This window comes from Bradyrhizobium sp. MV1.5 (genome assembly GCF_055807615.1).
Genome location: NZ_JBVVPL010000001.1, coordinates 101,859 through 116,851 on the forward strand (window position 1 = coordinate 101,859; position 14,993 = coordinate 116,851).

Below are 14,993 nucleotides of genomic sequence, written 5' to 3' on the forward strand. Positions count from 1 at the left end.
AGCTTGATTAAGGCGCCGCATCCAGCGCGGCCAGCCGCTCGGCTTCCGCGATATCCTCGACCGTGTTGGCATTGAAGAATGGATCGAGCGGCTCGGTCGGCCACGTCACCGTCGCGAGCGGGTAGCGCGCGGTCCAGCGGTCGATCTTGCGGAGGTCTTCGACCACCAGCGCGTGACGCAGTTCGTCGCGCAAACCAACGCGCCACAAGCCTATCACCGGATGCGACTGGCCGTCCGATGCCGCGACGGCGAGCTCGGCATTCGCGGCGAGGCGTTCTTCGTGCAAGCGCGCGACCAGATCGCGCGGCAGGAAAGGGCAGTCGCCGGCGGCACTGAGCACCCATTCCACCTCAGGCTGGTTCGCCGCGGTCCAGTCGAGCGCGGCAAGGATGCCGGCGAGCGGACCGGGAAAGCCGGGCACGTCGTCGGCGACGACCTGCAAACCGAATGCAGCGAAGCGGGCGGGATCGCCGTTGGCATTGAGGATCAGCCCGCTGCATTGGGGCGATAGGCGCGCGATCACGCGTTCCAGGATGGTGCGGCCGCCGATAGTGCGCATCGGCTTGTCGCCGCCGCCCATGCGCCGGGCGAGGCCGCCGGCGAGCAGCACGCCTTGCGTGCTCGGAAAGCTAATCGTCACCACCTTCACCCTTGCGCTTGTGCTTGGCCGATTCCTCCTCGACATAAGCGAGGTTCTGGTCGTAGACGATGCGCTCCTCGCCTGACAACGCGATGAACCGTTTGCCGCGCGCGCGGCCGACCAGCGTCAAGCCCACCTGCCGGGCGAGATCGACGCCCCAGGCGGTGAAGCCGGAGCGCGACACCAAAATTGGAATTCCCATGCGGACCGTCTTGATCACCATCTCGGAGGTGAGCCGTCCCGTGGTGTAGAGGATCTTGTCGGAGGCATCGACGCCGTGGCGGTACATCCAGCCCGCGATCTTGTCGACGGCGTTGTGACGGCCGACATCCTCGGTGTAGCAGAGCGGATCGCCCTCCCTGCACAGCACGCAGCCGTGGATCGCACCGGCCTCCAGATAGAGCGAGGGCATGGTGTTGATGGTCTGAGTCATCTGGTAGAGCCAGGAGGTGCGCAGCTCCGCCTTCGGCAACGCGACGCTCTCGACCGCCTCCAGCAGATCGCCGAAGGCGGTGCCCTGCGCGCAGCCCGATGTCTGCGTGCGCTTCTTCAGCTTGGCTTCGAAATTGGTGTGGTGCTCGGTGCGCACCACCACCACCTGGAGGTCGTCGTCGTATTCGACCTCGGTGACCGCGTCGTTGTATTTCAGCATGTTCTGGTTGAGCAAATAGCCCAGCGCCAGATATTCCGGATAGTCGCCGATCGTCATCATGGTGACGATCTCCTGCGAATTCAGGTAGAGCGTCAGCGGGCGCTCCACCGGCACCTTGATCTCGATCCTGGCGCCGGACTGGTCGGTCCCGGTCACGCTCTCGGTGAGGCGCGGGTCGTCGGTGTCAGGGACGATCAGGGGCGCTGGGGCTTTGTCGATCTTCATCATGGCCGCGACGTTAGCATGACATTCGGGTCAAGCCGATATAAGCATGCTAGCGAGAGAACGAAATGCCGCCTATTCGTCATTGCGAGCGAAGCGAAGCAATCCAGGCTGCCGCCGTGGATGCATTCCTGGATTGCTTCGCTGCGCTCGCAATGACGGAGGAGAGAGTGGTTCCATCAAGGACCAAGTCGCTCGCGGAGACGGAGCTGGAATGAAAGTCGTCGGCCTTGCAGGCTGGAGCGGTGCGGGCAAGACCACGCTGTTGACGCGGCTGATCCCGCATTTCAATGCGCTTGGCTTGCGCGTCTCGGTCATCAAGCATGCGCATCACCAGTTCGATGTCGACGTGCCCGGCAAGGACTCCTGGCGCCATCGCGAGGCCGGCGCTGCCGAGGTGCTGGTTGCTTCGTCAAATCGCTGGGCGCTGATGCACGAGTTGCGCGGGGCGGCAGAGCCGCGTCTGCCGGAACTGTTGAGCAAATTGTCGGCTGTCGATCTCGTCCTGGTCGAGGGTTTCAAGCGCGAGCCGCATCGCAAGATCGAGGTGCATCGCGCCGCCAACGACAAGCCGCTGCTGTTTCCCGATGATCCCGGAATTTTCGGCATCGCGGCCGATGTCGCCATTGAAACCCGACTGCCGACCGTCCATCTCGACGATATCGCCGCGGCCGCGGAATTGCTGCTGCGCGCGGCGATGCCGGTCGAGGAAGCGGTCGCGAAAAGCGCTGCGATGCGTTGACGAGGCACCATGGCGCAGTTGTCGGACGATTGTTTTGCCTTCGGCGGACCAATGATGTCGGTCGACGAGGCCGTTGGCCTGATCACGACGCGCGTCAACGCGATTGTCGATCTCGAAACCGTGGCGCTCATCGACGCTGATGGGCGCGTGCTGGCCCGCGATATCGCGGCGCCGCTGCCGCTGCCGCCCTTCACCAATTCCGCTGTTGACGGCTACGCCGTGCGCAACGCCGATCTTCCTGATAGCGTCGAGCGGGCACTCCCGCTCGACGGCCGCATCCAGGCCGGCGGTCTGGCACTGGCGCCGATCAAGGCCGGCCACGCCGCGCGCATCTTCACCGGCGCGCCGGTGCCGCCGGATGCCGAAACGGTCTTCATGCAGGAAGATGTCCGCCTCGACGATGCCGGCCGAATTGTGCTGCCGCCGGGGCTGAAGCCGGGCGCGAACGTCCGCCCTGCGGGAGAGGACATTCCCCAGGGCCACATTGCGTTGCGCGCAGGCCAGCGCTTGCTGCCGCAGCATGTCGCGCTCGCGGCGGCGTTCGGCCTTGTCGGGCTCGACGTCGTCAGGCGCATCCGCGTCGCGGTGTTCTCGACCGGTGATGAACTGGCCTCTCCCGGCGAGCCGCGCGCGGCCTCGCAGCTGTTCGACTCGAACCGCTTCATGCTGATGGCGATGCTGCGTCGGCTCGGCTGCGACGTCAGCGATCTCGGCATTTTGCGCGACGAACGTATCTCGCTTGCGAATGGCCTGAAGCAAGTCGCAGGCACGCACGATCTGATCCTCACCACCGGCGGCGTCTCGACCGGAGAGGAGGACCACGTCAAGGCGGCGGTCGAGAGCATCGGCTCGCTGGTGTTGTGGCGGATGGCGATCAAGCCGGGACGGCCCGTGGCGATGGGCATCATCGACGGCACGCCGCTGATCGGATTGCCGGGCAATCCCGTCGCGAGTTTCGTCACCTTCGTGCATGTGGTGCGGCCGACGGTGCTGGCGCTTGCGGGCAGCCTGCCGGAGCAGCCGTTGCCGATCCCGGTGCGCGCGGCATTCACCTACAAGAAGAAGGCGGGCCGACGGGAATATGTTCGCGCCTCCTTGCGGCGCACGCTGGACGGCGCACTCGAGGCAATCAAGTTTCCACGCGAGGGAGCGGGGCTGTTGTCCTCTCTCGTCGACACCGACGGCCTCATCGAGCTCGGTGAGGAGGTCACGCGTGTCGAGCCGGGGCAGAGCGTGGGTTTCTTGTCCTATGCCGATCTGCTCTGAGTCTGGATGTTGTGTTGGCGTTGACGTCATCGACCCCTCCCGCCATGTTGCGCCGATGACCAGAACGACGCTCGATCTCACCGGACTGAAATGCCCGCTGCCCGCCCTGAAGACGCGCAAAGCGCTGAAGCCGCTGCAGCCGGGCGATCAGCTCGAAGTGTACTGCACCGATCCCCTGTCGGTGATCGACATTCCGAACCTGATCCGAGAGACCGGCGACACGGTAGAGATCACCGAGCGCAACGACGCGCGCATCGTGTTCTTGATAGAGAAGGCCGATCGCTCGATAGAAAATATCAATGGTGCGCTGCCCACTTAGCCGGCAGTCACTCGGTTGATACCTACCTTTTGTCTATCGACATCGATCATCACTTCTGCCCCAATCGACTTCCTCCGCCGAGACGCGGAGGTCGAGTCGTGCCCTGCGATATGCGGAGCAAATGGGCCATCGAAAGAAGCCCGGCCGTGGCGTCGGGCATAGTCCCCAAGGCAAGGGGTTTAACGTCTCGGATGCGCGTGACGATCCTGGCGCGCGTCGATCATTGTGCGGAGCAGCAGGGACAAAGGCTGCGCTGCAACGGCTGAGGAACAGGACCATCGTGGCAGGCCGTTCAGAAGGGCGGCTTTAGGGGAGAAATGCATGTCTACCATCGAGAGCGCGGGAACACTTTCGGGTGCCGGCGCAGGTTTTCTGGATCGCGAGCGGACCATCGCGACCGCCGGGTTCAATCGCTGGCTGGTGCCGCCGGCTGCGCTGTGCATCCATCTCTGCATCGGCATGGCCTACGGCTTCTCGGTGTTCTGGCTGCCGCTGTCGCGCGCGATCGGAGTGACCGCGCCGAAGGCGTGCGCAGAGATGTCGCTGTTTCAAGAGCTGTTCACGACCAGCTGCGACTGGAAGGTCGCCAGCATGGGATGGATGTACACGCTCTTTTTCGTGCTGCTCGGTATCGCGGCTGCAGTCTGGGGCGGCTGGCTGGAGCGCGTAGGCCCGCGCAAGGCCGGCTTCGTCTCGGCGCTGTGCTGGTGCGGCGGCCTCTTCCTCGGTGCGATCGGGATTTACACCCATCAGCTCTGGCTGTTGTGGCTCGGTTCGGGCGTGATCGGCGGCATCGGTCTCGGCCTTGGCTATATCTCGCCGGTCTCGACGCTCGTGAAGTGGTTCCCGGACCGTCGCGGCATGGCGACCGGCATGGCCATCATGGGTTTCGGCGGCGGCGCCATGATCGGCGCGCCGCTGGCGAACCTCTTGATGAACTACTTCAAGACCCCGACCTCGGTCGGCGTCTGGGAGACCTTCGTCACGATGGGCGTCATCTACTTCGTGTTCATGATGATCGGCGCGTTCCGCTATCGTTTGCCGCCGCCCGGCTGGCAGCCCGAGGGCTGGACCGCGCCGTCGAAGGCCAACGCGATGATCTCAAAGGCCAACGTCCATCTCAACGACGCGCACAAGACGCCGCAATTCTGGCTGATCTGGTGGGTGCTGTGCCTGAACGTCTCGGCCGGCATCGGCGTGATCGGCATGGCCTCGCCGATGCTCCAGGAGATCTTCGCCGGCAAGCTGATCGGCCTGCCTAACGTCGGCTTCAACGCGCTCGATGCGGGACAGAAAGCGCAGATCGCCGCGATCGCCGCGGGCTTCGCCGGATTGCTGTCGCTGTTCAACATCGGCGGCCGCTTCTTCTGGGCATCGCTGTCGGATAAGATCGGGCGCAAGAACACCTACTATACGTTCTTCATCCTCGGCATCGTGCTCTACGCGCTGGCGCCGACTTTTGCGGCGATGGGTTCGAAGCTGCTGTTCGTGCTTGGCTTCGGCATCATCCTGTCGATGTATGGCGGCGGCTTCGCCACCGTGCCGGCCTACCTCGCCGACATGTTCGGAACCCAGTTCGTCGGCGCCATCCATGGCCGGCTGCTGACGGCGTGGTCTACCGCGGGCATCATCGGCCCCGTCGTCGTCAACTACATCCGCGAGTTCCAGCTTGCGGCGGGCGTGCCGCGCGATCAGCTCTACAACACGACGATGTACATCCTCTGTGCGATGCTGATCGCTGGCCTGATCTGCAACTATCTGATCAAGCCAGTCGATTCGAAATGGCACATGAAGGAGGCCGATGTCGCGAAGTTGCAGGCGGCAAGCGCCAGCGCCGCCGCCGCGGGACCACACGGCTCCTACGGCATCGGATTTGGCGGGCTTGACGCCAAGGCGGCGATGTTCTGGGCCTTCGTCGGCGTCCCCCTGCTTTGGGGTGTTTGGAAGACATTAGAGAGCGCGGTCAAGATCTTCTGACCGCCGTCGAGACGGAAGCGGGATGCTCATCAGGCGTCCCGCTTCGTTGGCCTTTCAGACATCATCAAGAATGGGACTTAGGGGATTGAAATGATTCGCAACCGAACTTGCCTTCGAATTTGCCTTGCGGCCGTGTTGGTCGTCGCTGGCCTTCATGCCGCATCCGCGCAGACGACAACGACACCTGCAGCGCCTGCTGCAACGACCGAAGCCAAGCCTGGCAAGATGAAGCTCACCATGCAGAAGCTGAAAGACATGAAGGCGAAGTGGGCGGCCAACAAGCCGAAGCTCAAGGCCTGTCGCGCCGACGTGAAAGCCAAGGGCCTCGCCGGCGATGACCGCTGGTTCTACATCGAAGAGTGCATGAGCAAGACCTGAGATCAGGTTCCGTCCGACGCTTGCATAAAAGGGGCATGGCGGGCGACCGCCTGCCTCCTAAATCATTCTAGAGACGCTCTAAATTGTCTTGCATCTGGCATGCCAGAGATTAGAGTTGCGTTAAATTTGGCTTGGTCGGCGGGACGCGGGAACCGGTGGTTCCGCTGATCGAGTCAGGAAATGAAGACTGATCGCCTTGGCGGTCCGGTCCAAACTCACCACGCATTTGAAGAGAACGCGACGTCTCCATGAGCAGCAACGACGACGTTCACAAGGTTCGCGAGTTCGAACATCCCGGCCAGGGACGGAAGCGCGCCAAATCCACGCCCAAGGGACGGCAGGTCGACCCCACCGCCGCGCACGAGATCGCGCAGCTGCTCGGCGACAGACCGCGGCGTCGCGACCTCTTGATCGAATATCTGCATCTGATCCAGGACAAGTATCGCCAGATCTCGGCTGCGCATCTCGCCGCGCTCGCAGACGAGATGAAGCTCGCGTTCGCCGAGGTGTTCGAGACCGCAACCTTCTACGCGCATTTCGACGTGGTGAAGGAAGGCGAGCCTAACATCGCCCCGCTGACGATCCGCGTCTGCGATTCGCTGACCTGCGCGATGCTGGGCGGAGAGAAGCTGCTCGCCGATTTGCAAGATGCGTCGGGTCCCGGCATCCGCGTGGTGCGTGCGCCCTGCGTCGGTCGTTGTGATACGGCGCCTGCCGCGGAAGTCGGACACAACTTTGTTGACCACGCCACGGTCGCCAATGTCATGGCGGCGGCGAAGGCTGGCGACACCCACGCGCATCTGCCCGAATATGTCGGCTATGACGCCTATGTCGCGGGCGGCGGCTACAAGCTGCTCAATCGCCTGCGCTCGGGCGAGCTGCCGACGGACGACCTGCTGAAGGCGCTCGATGAGGCCTCGTTGCGCGGTCTCGGCGGCGCCGGCTTCCCGACGGGGCGCAAATGGCGCGCGGTGCTTGGTGAACCCGGCCCGCGGCTGATGGCGATCAACGGCGACGAGGGCGAGCCCGGCACGTTCAAGGATCGCGTCTATCTCGAGAGCGATCCGCACCGCTTCATCGAGGGCATGCTGATCGGCGCCCATGTGGTGCAGGCCTCGGATATCTACATCTACCTGCGCGACGAATATCCGGCATCGCGCGAAATCCTCGAACGCGAGATCGCGAAGCTCCCGCCGGGCGGTCCGACATTGCATATGCGCCGCGGCGCCGGCGCCTATATCTGCGGCGAGGAATCCTCGCTGCTCGAGAGCATAGAGGGCAAGCGCGGCCTGCCCAGGCACAAGCCGCCTTATCCATTCCAGGTCGGCCTGTTCGGCCTGCCGACGTTGATCAACAACATCGAGACCTTGTGGTGGGTGCGCGATATCGTCGAGAAGGGTGCCGACTGGTGGAAGGGCCACGGCCGCCATGAGCGGCACGGCCTGCGCAGTTTCTCGGTCTCGGGCCGCGTGAAGAATCCTGGCATGAAGCTCGCGCCTGCTGGCATCACCGTGCGCGAGCTGATCGACGAGTATTGCGGCGGCATGGCCGATGGCCATCAGTTCTACGCGTACCTCCCCGGTGGTGCGTCCGGTGGCATCCTGCCGGCGGCGATGGACGACACCCCGCTCGATTTCGGCACGCTCGAAAAATACGGCTGCTTCATCGGCTCGGCGGCGATCGTGATCCTGTCGCAAAAAGACAGCGTGCGCGCGGCCGCGTTGAACCTGATGAAGTTCTTCGAGGACGAGAGCTGCGGCCAGTGCACGCCGTGTCGCGTCGGAACCCAGAAGGCTGCGCTGCTGATGCAGCAACCGGTCTGGAACCGCGCTCTCCTGGACGAATTGAGCCAGGCGATGCGCGATGCCTCGATCTGCGGGCTTGGACAGGCGGCATCGAATCCGCTTGCCACCGTGATCAAATATTTCCCTGACGAGTTCAAGGAAGCGGCCGAATGACCAAGATGACGTTTGAGCTCGACGGCAAGCAGGTCGAGGCCAATGCAGGCGAGACGATCTGGCAAGTCGCAAAACGCCAGGGTCGCGAGATTCCGCATCTGTGCTATTCGCCGGCGCCGGACTATCGCCCCGATGGCAATTGTCGCGCCTGCATGGTCGAGATCGAGGGCGAGCGAGTGCTCGCGGCGTCCTGCAAGCGCACGCCATCGGTCGGCATGAAGGTGAAGACCGAGAGTGCGCGCGCGGTTTCCGCGCAAAAAATGGTCATGGAGCTGCTGGTCGCCGATCAACCGGCGCGCGAGACCTCGCACGATCCGGACTCCAAATTCTGGCACTGGGCCGAAACCACTGGGGTCACCGAGAGCCGCTTCCCCGCCGCCGAGCGTTGGGCGACCGATGCCAGCCATCCGGCGATGCGCGTCAATCTCGACGCCTGCATCCAGTGCGGCCTGTGCGTGCGCGCCTGCCGCGAGGTCCAGGTCAACGACGTCATCGGCATGGCCTATCGCAGTCATGGCTCGAAGATCGTGTTCGACTTCGACGATCCCATGGGCGAGTCCACCTGCGTCGCCTGCGGCGAATGCGTGCAGGCCTGTCCGACCGGGGCGTTGATGCCGGCGGTGATGCTGGACGAGAAGCAGACCCGCGTCACCTATGCCGACAAGAAGGTGGATTCGCTTTGCCCGTTCTGCGGCGTCGGCTGCCAGGTGACCTACGAGGTCAAGGACGAGAAGGTGATCTATGCCGAGGGCCGTGACGGCCCCGCCAACCGCAACCGGCTTTGCGTCAAGGGCCGCTTCGGCTTCGACTACATCCACCATCCGCATCGGCTGACCAAGCCGCTGGTGCGGCTGCCGAATGCGAAGAAGGATTCCAACGACCAGGTCGATCCGGCCAACCCGTTCACGCATTTCCGCGAAGCGAGCTGGGAAGAAGCGCTCGACATCGCGGCCAAGGGCCTCGTCAAGATCCGCAACGAGAAGGGCGTGAAGGCGCTTGCCGGCTTCGGCTCGGCGAAGGGCTCCAACGAGGAGGCCTATCTGTTCCAGAAGCTGGTGCGCACCGGCTTCGGTTCAAACAACGTCGACCATTGCACACGTCTGTGCCACGCCTCGTCGGTCGCGGCGCTGTTCGAAGGCCTGAGCTCGGGCGCGGTGTCCGCGCCGTTCTCGGCTGCGATGGACGCCGAGGTCATCATCGTGATCGGCGCAAACCCGACCGTGAATCATCCGGTCGCCGCGACCTTCATCAAGAACGCGGTCAAGCAGAACGGCGCAAAGCTGTTCGTCATGGACCCGCGCCGGCAGACGCTGTCGCGCCATGCGACCAAGCATCTGCAGTTCAAGCCGGGCTCCGATGTCGCCATGCTGAACGCGATGATCCACACGATCATCACCGAAGGGCTGACCGACGACCAGTACATCGCCGGCTACACCGAGGGGTTCGAGGACCTCAAGGAGAAGATCAAGGAGTTCACGCCGGAGAAGATGGAGGCGATCTGTGGCGTCCCGGCGCAGACCCTGCGTGAGGTCGCGCGAACGTATGCGCAGGCAAAATCGTCGATCATCTTCTGGGGCATGGGCATCAGCCAGCATGTCCACGGCACCGACAATGCGCGCTGCCTGATTGCGCTGGCGCTGATCACCGGCCAGGTCGGCCGCCCCGGCACCGGCCTGCATCCGCTGCGCGGCCAGAACAACGTTCAGGGCGCTTCCGATGCCGGTCTGATCCCGATGTTCCTGCCGGACTATCAGCCGGTCGGCCGCGACGACATGCGCGGTGCGTTCGAGAAGCTGTGGGGCCAGGATCTCGATCCCGTGCGCGGCCTGACCGTGGTCGAGATCATGAATGCGATCCATGCCGGCGAGATCAAGGGCATGTATATCGAGGGCGAGAACCCCGCGATGTCCGACCCCGATCTCCAACATGCGCGCCAGGCGCTCGCGATGCTCGATCATCTCGTGGTGCAAGATCTCTTCGTCACGGAGACCGCGTTCCACGCCGACGTCATCCTGCCGGCCTCGGCGTTTGCCGAAAAGGAAGGCTCTTTCACCAACACCGATCGCCGCGTGCAGCTCGCGCGCCAGGTGATCAAGCCGCCGGGCGATGCGCGGCAGGATCTCTGGATCATCCAGGAGATCGGCAAGCGCATGGGCCTGCCGTGGAATTATGCCGGGCCCGGCGATGTCTTCACCGAGATGGCAGAACTGATGCCGTCGCTGAAGAACATCACCTGGGAGCGGCTGGTCCGCGAGGGCGCGGTGACCTATCCGGTCGACGGTCCCGACGTGCCCGGCAACGAGATCATCTTCACCACGGGATTTCCGACCGCGAGCGGCCGCGGCAAGATCGTGCCGGCTCACGTCATCCCGCCGGACGAGATCCCCGACGCCGAATATCCGATGGTGCTCTCGACCGGCCGCGTGCTCGAGCACTGGCACACCGGCTCCATGACCCGCCGCGCGCAGGTGCTCGACCAGATCGAGCCCGAGGCGGTCGCGTTCATGTCGCCGAAGGACATGCACAGGAAGAAGCTCGCGCCGGGCGATTTCATCCGGCTCGAGACCCGCCGCGGCGCGGTCGAGGTCAAGGTCCGGTCCGACCGCGACGTTCCCGAGAATATGGTGTTCATGCCGTTCTGCTACGCGGAAGCGGCGGCGAATTTGTTGACAAATCCGGCGCTCGATCCGTTCGGCAAGATCCCGGAGTTCAAGTTCTGCGCGGCCAGGGCCGAGCGCGCCGAAATGCGCGACGCGGCGGAGTAGGACGGCGGGCGGTCGTTAGGCGGCGCGAGGATCCATCCAATATCCGGCGTCGTCCTGGCGAAAGCCAAGACCCATACCGCGTGATCCATCGATTGTGGCTGGTCGCAGTACCGGGCTAGAATTTTCGCTAAACACCCCCCTGGGGTAACGGGTCCTGGCTTTCGCCAGGACGACTCGGAGAGAGAGTGCGCCGTACTCGTCCCTTCGCTCCTAGCAGCGGCGGTGGTAAACATCGTCCATGTCCAAAGCCACCCCAGCCACACGCGCGCTCGCGGCCGCCGGTGTTGCCTTCACCGTCCATACCTACGACTACGATCCCGATGCCGAAAGCATCGGCCTCCAGGCGGCTGCCGCACTCGGCGAGGATCCCGCGCGCGTCTTGAAGACGCTGATGGCGCTGGTCGACGGCAAACCGGTCTGCGTGATCGTCCCGTCCGACCAAGAAGTTTCGATGAAGAAGCTCGCCGCCGCGACAAGCGGCAAGTCGGCGCAGATGATGAAGCCGCCGGAGGCTGAGCGCCTCACGGGGTACAAGGTTGGCGGCATCAGCCCGTTCGGGCAGCGGAAGCCCGTGCGCACCGTGATCGAGAGAAGCGCGCTTGCGCATGACCAAGTGTACGTCAATGGCGGTCAGCGTGGGCTGCAGGTGCGGCTCAGTCCAGGCGATGTGCGGGACGTGTTGGAGGCGATTGCCGCAGAACTGGTCGCCTGAGCGCCGGGCTCTGCTACTGCTTTTGCAACAGCTTTAGCCGACAGCGTAGCGCTTCGCGAATGTGTGTGCGCGCGAGCTGCTCCGCTTTGCTGCCGTCGCGAGCCGCGATGGCGTCGATGATGGCCTGGTGCTCACCGTGGCTGGTCGAGGGGCGGCCGGATACCGTGAACGTGGTTGGACCGAGCAGGGCGATCCAGTCCTGCAATTCCCGTGAAGCGTTATCGAGATAGCGGTTGCGCGCGGCGCGGCAGATCGCTTCGTGGAAGGCGCGGTTGAGCCTTGCCATTTCTCTTGCCATTTCTCCTGCCATCTCGGCCGCGTCGGTCTCGGACGCTTCGACAAAAGCCTGCTCGATATCCCTGAGTGCATCGATCTCGGGCGTCGAGGCGTGCTCGGCGGCAAGTCGGGCGGCGGCGCCCTCCATGATCTCGCGCATGGCGTAGAGTTCGAGCACCTCGGAGATGTCGAGGTTGCGTACGATCAGGCCGCGGCCTCCGGCAGGTTCGACGAACCCGCGTGCGGCAAGCCGCCCCAGAGCTTCCCGCACCGGGGTGCGGCTGACCTTCAGCCGCTGGGCGACCTCTTCCTCGCGTAGGCGGTCGCCCGCGCGGTAGCTGCCGGCCTGCAGCGCCTCGCAGAGCGAGCGGAACACGGCCTCGCCGAGCGCCACGCCCCCGCCGCGCGCGATCGAGCCGCCTGCCTTTTTCGGACGTCTTGCCATCCATCCTCGTGGGCTCGCGCATCCTGCCCATGCAGCGGTGCCACTTGCCGGACGTCTGTATATCTTTGTATACAAAGGTGCGCAATGGCCAACCGTATTGACCGGGGCCGCCGGCGGGCAGAATGTCTCCAACTTCGTCGCATCGGGCAGACGGCATGAGCAGCAAATACGATGTGCTGGTGATCGGCGGCGGCAACGCGGCGCTGTGCGCGGCGATCAGCGCGCGACGCGGTGGGGCGTCGGTGCTGGTGCTCGAAGGCGCGCCAAAATTCTATCGCGGCGGCAACACGCGCCACACCCGCAACATGCGCTGCGCCCATGACGAGGCGACCGAAATCCTCACCGGCCCCTACACCGAGGAAGAGTTCTGGGAGGATCTGCTGCGCGTCACCGGCGGCCAAACCGACGAGGCGCTCGCCCGGCACATGATCCGTGAGTCCAAGGATATCTTGAACTGGATCGTCGAGCAGGGCGTGCGCTGGCAGCCCTCGCTCGGCGGCACGCTGAGCCTCGGTCGCACCAACTCGTTCTTCCTCGGCGGCGGCCGCGCGATGCTGAACGCGCTTTATCTTACCGCCGAGAAGCTCGGCGTCGAAGTCGAATACAACGCCGAGGTCACGGACCTCGTGATCGAGGACGGCATGTTTCTCGCCGCCCGTCTCAAGCGACCGATCAAGGGCGACACCGAGATACGTGCGACGTCGCTGGTCGCCGCCGCCGGCGGGTTCGAGGCCAACATCGAATGGCTGAAGCAATATTGGGGCGAAGCCGCCGACAATTTCCTGATCCGCGGCACGCCCTATAACCGCGGCTCAATCCTGAAGATGCTGCTCGACAAGGGCGTGCAGGAGGTCGGCGATCCCACCCAGTGCCATGCGGTCGCGATCGACGCCCGCGCGCCGAAATTCGACGGTGGCATCATCACGCGCCACGACTCGGTCGTGTTCGGCATCGTCGTCAACAAGCACGCGCAGCGTTTCTATGACGAGGGCGAGGACATCTGGCCGAAGCGCTACGCAATCTGGGGCCGGCTGGTCGCCGCGCAGCCCGACCAGATCGCCTACATCATCTTCGATTCCACCGTGGTCACGAGCTTCATGCCGACGCTGTTCCCTCCGATCGCAGGGCAGACGATTGCCGAGCTCGCCGGCAAGCTCGAGCTCGATCCGGCCGCGCTGGAAAAGACCATCACCGAATTCAACGCGGCGGTGCAGCCCGGCACCTTCGACCACACCATTCTGGACGATTGCCGTACCGAAGGCATCACGCCGCAGAAGACGCATTGGGCGCGGCGGATCGAGACGCCGCCCTATCTTGCCTATCCGGTACGGCCCGGCATCACCTTCACCTATCTCGGCACGCGCGTGACCAGGGAAGCGCGGATGCTGATGGCTGACGGCAAGCCGTCGGCCAACATGTTCGCGGCCGGCGAGATCATGGCCGGCAACGTGCTCGGCAAGGGCTATGCCGCCGGCATGGGCATGACCATCGGCAGCGTGTTCGGACGGATCGCAGGACGGGAAGCGGCGAAACATGCACGCAACTAGAATTCTCGACGAAGCCGACCGCCTGATGACGGTCTGTAATTCCTGTCGTTACTGCGAGGGTCTTTGCGCGGTTTTTCCCGCCATGGAGATGCGGCGCGCCTTCTCCGACGGCGACCTTAATTATCTCGCCAATCTCTGCCATGGCTGCGGCGCCTGCTACGTCGACTGCCAGTTCTCGCCGCCGCACGAATTCAACGTCAACGTCCCGCAGACGCTGGCGATCGCGCGCGCGGAATCCTACGCGGCCTATGCCTGGCCGCAGGCGCTGTCCGGTGCCTTCGCACGCAACGGTCTCGTCATCAGCATCGTCGCCGCGCTGAGCATGGCCGCTTTCATCCTCGGCTTCGCGGCCCTGAACGACCGCAGCGTGCTGTTTGGCGTGCACACCGGCCCCGGCGCGTTCTACAAGTTGATGCCGCACAACGCGATGGCGGCGTTGTTCAGCGCCGCCTTCCTTTATGCGATCTTCGTGCTAGTGATGAGCGTGCGTGCGTTCTGGCGGGATATCAGCCCGCCGATCGGCGGCCGTGCGGACGGTGGCTCCATCTTTCAAGCGATGCGCGACGCTGGTGAGTTGCGCTATCTTCATGGTGGCGGCGTCGGCTGCTACAATGAGGATGACAAGCCGACCGACCGGCGCAAGCTTTTCCATCACCTGACCTTCTACGGCTTCCTGCTCTGCTTCGCCGCGACCTCGGTCGCCACGCTGTATCACTATCTGCTCGGCCGCGAGGCGCCGTATCCGTGGTGGGATCTGCCAGTGGTGCTCGGCACGCTCGGTGGCCTCGGCCTGATCATCGGCCCGATCGGCCTGTTCGTCGCGAAGATGCGGCGCGATCCGGCGCTTCTCGACGAGCAGCGCTACGGCATGGATGTCGGCTTCATCGCCATGCTGTTCCTGACCGGCTTCACCGGCATGCTGCTTCTGATTCTGCGCGAGACTGCAGCCATGGGGCCGCTGCTGGCGCTGCATTTGGGTGCAGTGTTCGCGCTGTTCATCACCATGCCCTACGGTAAGTTCGTGCACGGCATCTATCGCTTCGCGGCGCTGGTGCGTTACGCGCAGGAGCGACGCAGTGAAGCCGGCTCCTGAG

The 14,993-nt window shown here is 64.3% G+C and carries 13 protein-coding genes; 10 read left to right on the forward strand and 3 right to left on the reverse strand.

Features of this window, described 5'->3' with window-relative positions:
• Positions 1-7: 7 nt before the first annotated feature.
• Positions 8-685, reverse strand: a complete 678-nt coding sequence (gene mobA, locus AC0L2J_RS00495) for a molybdenum cofactor guanylyltransferase MobA (RefSeq protein ID WP_473386456.1) — start codon at positions 683-685, stop codon at positions 8-10.
• Entirely contained in the window at positions 630-1,520 is an 891-nt protein-coding gene (gene fdhD / locus AC0L2J_RS00500; protein WP_063993726.1) for a formate dehydrogenase accessory sulfurtransferase FdhD, read from the reverse strand. The genes mobA and fdhD overlap by 56 nt, the downstream gene beginning before the upstream one ends.
• A 208-nt stretch (positions 1,521-1,728) precedes the next feature.
• Between fdhD and mobB the strand changes: the two genes are divergently transcribed.
• From mobB to ybaK, 8 genes are all read left to right on the forward strand, one after another.
• A complete protein-coding gene (mobB, locus tag AC0L2J_RS00505) occupies positions 1,729-2,256 on the forward strand; it encodes a molybdopterin-guanine dinucleotide biosynthesis protein B (RefSeq protein ID WP_473386458.1) in 528 nt (175 codons plus the stop codon).
• A gap of 9 nt (positions 2,257-2,265) precedes the next feature.
• Complete coding sequence (locus tag AC0L2J_RS00510; protein ID WP_473386459.1) at positions 2,266-3,522, forward strand: molybdopterin molybdotransferase MoeA; 1,257 nt, start codon at positions 2,266-2,268, stop codon at positions 3,520-3,522.
• A gap of 55 nt (positions 3,523-3,577) precedes the next feature.
• Positions 3,578-3,841: a sulfurtransferase TusA family protein gene (locus AC0L2J_RS00515; RefSeq protein ID WP_007606513.1), complete on the forward strand. Its 264-nt coding sequence runs from the start codon at positions 3,578-3,580 to the stop codon at positions 3,839-3,841.
• A gap of 321 nt (positions 3,842-4,162) precedes the next feature.
• Positions 4,163-5,818: an OFA family MFS transporter gene (locus tag AC0L2J_RS00520; RefSeq protein ID WP_063993723.1), complete on the forward strand. Its 1,656-nt coding sequence runs from the start codon at positions 4,163-4,165 to the stop codon at positions 5,816-5,818.
• Between the two features lie 90 nt (positions 5,819-5,908).
• On the forward strand, positions 5,909-6,196 hold the full coding sequence (locus AC0L2J_RS00525) for a hypothetical protein (protein ID WP_007606515.1): 288 nt from the start codon (positions 5,909-5,911) through the stop codon (positions 6,194-6,196).
• A 248-nt stretch (positions 6,197-6,444) separates the two neighbouring features.
• Positions 6,445-8,154: an NADH-ubiquinone oxidoreductase-F iron-sulfur binding region domain-containing protein gene (locus AC0L2J_RS00530; RefSeq protein WP_473386460.1), complete on the forward strand. Its 1,710-nt coding sequence runs from the start codon at positions 6,445-6,447 to the stop codon at positions 8,152-8,154.
• On the forward strand, positions 8,151-10,919 hold the full coding sequence (gene fdhF / locus AC0L2J_RS00535; protein WP_473386462.1) for a formate dehydrogenase subunit alpha: 2,769 nt from the start codon (positions 8,151-8,153) through the stop codon (positions 10,917-10,919). The genes AC0L2J_RS00530 and fdhF overlap by 4 nt, the downstream gene beginning before the upstream one ends.
• A gap of 238 nt (positions 10,920-11,157) precedes the next feature.
• Positions 11,158-11,631, forward strand: coding sequence for a Cys-tRNA(Pro) deacylase (gene ybaK / locus AC0L2J_RS00540; protein ID WP_473249148.1), 474 nt, complete (start codon positions 11,158-11,160; stop codon positions 11,629-11,631).
• A gap of 13 nt (positions 11,632-11,644) precedes the next feature.
• Here ybaK and AC0L2J_RS00545 read toward each other — a convergent pair whose 3' ends face one another.
• On the reverse strand, positions 11,645-12,352 hold the full coding sequence (locus tag AC0L2J_RS00545; protein ID WP_473249149.1) for a GntR family transcriptional regulator: 708 nt from the start codon (positions 12,350-12,352) through the stop codon (positions 11,645-11,647).
• 155 nt (positions 12,353-12,507) lie between these two features.
• Here AC0L2J_RS00545 and tcuA point away from each other — a divergent pair, with 155 nt between their 5' ends.
• Both tcuA and tcuB read left to right on the forward strand, forming a co-directional pair.
• Positions 12,508-13,899 (forward strand): FAD-dependent tricarballylate dehydrogenase TcuA, encoded by a 1,392-nt coding sequence (gene tcuA / locus AC0L2J_RS00550; RefSeq protein ID WP_473386463.1) that lies wholly within the window; start codon positions 12,508-12,510, stop codon positions 13,897-13,899.
• Positions 13,886-14,992 (forward strand): tricarballylate utilization 4Fe-4S protein TcuB, encoded by a 1,107-nt coding sequence (gene tcuB / locus AC0L2J_RS00555; RefSeq protein WP_473386465.1) that lies wholly within the window; start codon positions 13,886-13,888, stop codon positions 14,990-14,992. The genes tcuA and tcuB overlap by 14 nt, the downstream gene beginning before the upstream one ends.
• Position 14,993 lies beyond the last annotated feature (1 nt).

Excerpts from the sequence above, each read along its gene's own strand:
- tcuA (WP_473386463.1), top strand. The coding sequence starts at position 12,508 with ATGAGCAGCAAATACGATGTGCTGGTGATCGGCGGCGGCAACGCGGCG.
- AC0L2J_RS00530 (WP_473386460.1), top strand. The coding sequence starts at position 6,445 with ATGAGCAGCAACGACGACGTTCACAAGGTTCGCGAGTTCGAACATCCC.
- fdhF (WP_473386462.1), top strand. The coding sequence starts at position 8,151 with ATGACCAAGATGACGTTTGAGCTCGACGGCAAGCAGGTCGAGGCCAAT.
- mobA (WP_473386456.1), bottom strand. The coding sequence starts at position 685 with ATGTCGAGGAGGAATCGGCCAAGCACAAGCGCAAGGGTGAAGGTGGTG.
- ybaK (WP_473249148.1), top strand. The coding sequence starts at position 11,158 with ATGTCCAAAGCCACCCCAGCCACACGCGCGCTCGCGGCCGCCGGTGTT.
- mobB (WP_473386458.1), top strand. The coding sequence starts at position 1,729 with ATGAAAGTCGTCGGCCTTGCAGGCTGGAGCGGTGCGGGCAAGACCACG.
- tcuB (WP_473386465.1), top strand. The coding sequence starts at position 13,886 with ATGCACGCAACTAGAATTCTCGACGAAGCCGACCGCCTGATGACGGTC.
- AC0L2J_RS00545 (WP_473249149.1), bottom strand. The coding sequence starts at position 12,352 with ATGGCAAGACGTCCGAAAAAGGCAGGCGGCTCGATCGCGCGCGGCGGG.
- AC0L2J_RS00520 (WP_063993723.1), top strand. The coding sequence starts at position 4,163 with ATGTCTACCATCGAGAGCGCGGGAACACTTTCGGGTGCCGGCGCAGGT.
- AC0L2J_RS00515 (WP_007606513.1), top strand. The coding sequence starts at position 3,578 with ATGACCAGAACGACGCTCGATCTCACCGGACTGAAATGCCCGCTGCCC.
- AC0L2J_RS00510 (WP_473386459.1), top strand. The coding sequence starts at position 2,266 with ATGGCGCAGTTGTCGGACGATTGTTTTGCCTTCGGCGGACCAATGATG.
- fdhD (WP_063993726.1), bottom strand. The coding sequence starts at position 1,520 with ATGATGAAGATCGACAAAGCCCCAGCGCCCCTGATCGTCCCTGACACC.
- AC0L2J_RS00525 (WP_007606515.1), top strand. The coding sequence starts at position 5,909 with ATGATTCGCAACCGAACTTGCCTTCGAATTTGCCTTGCGGCCGTGTTG.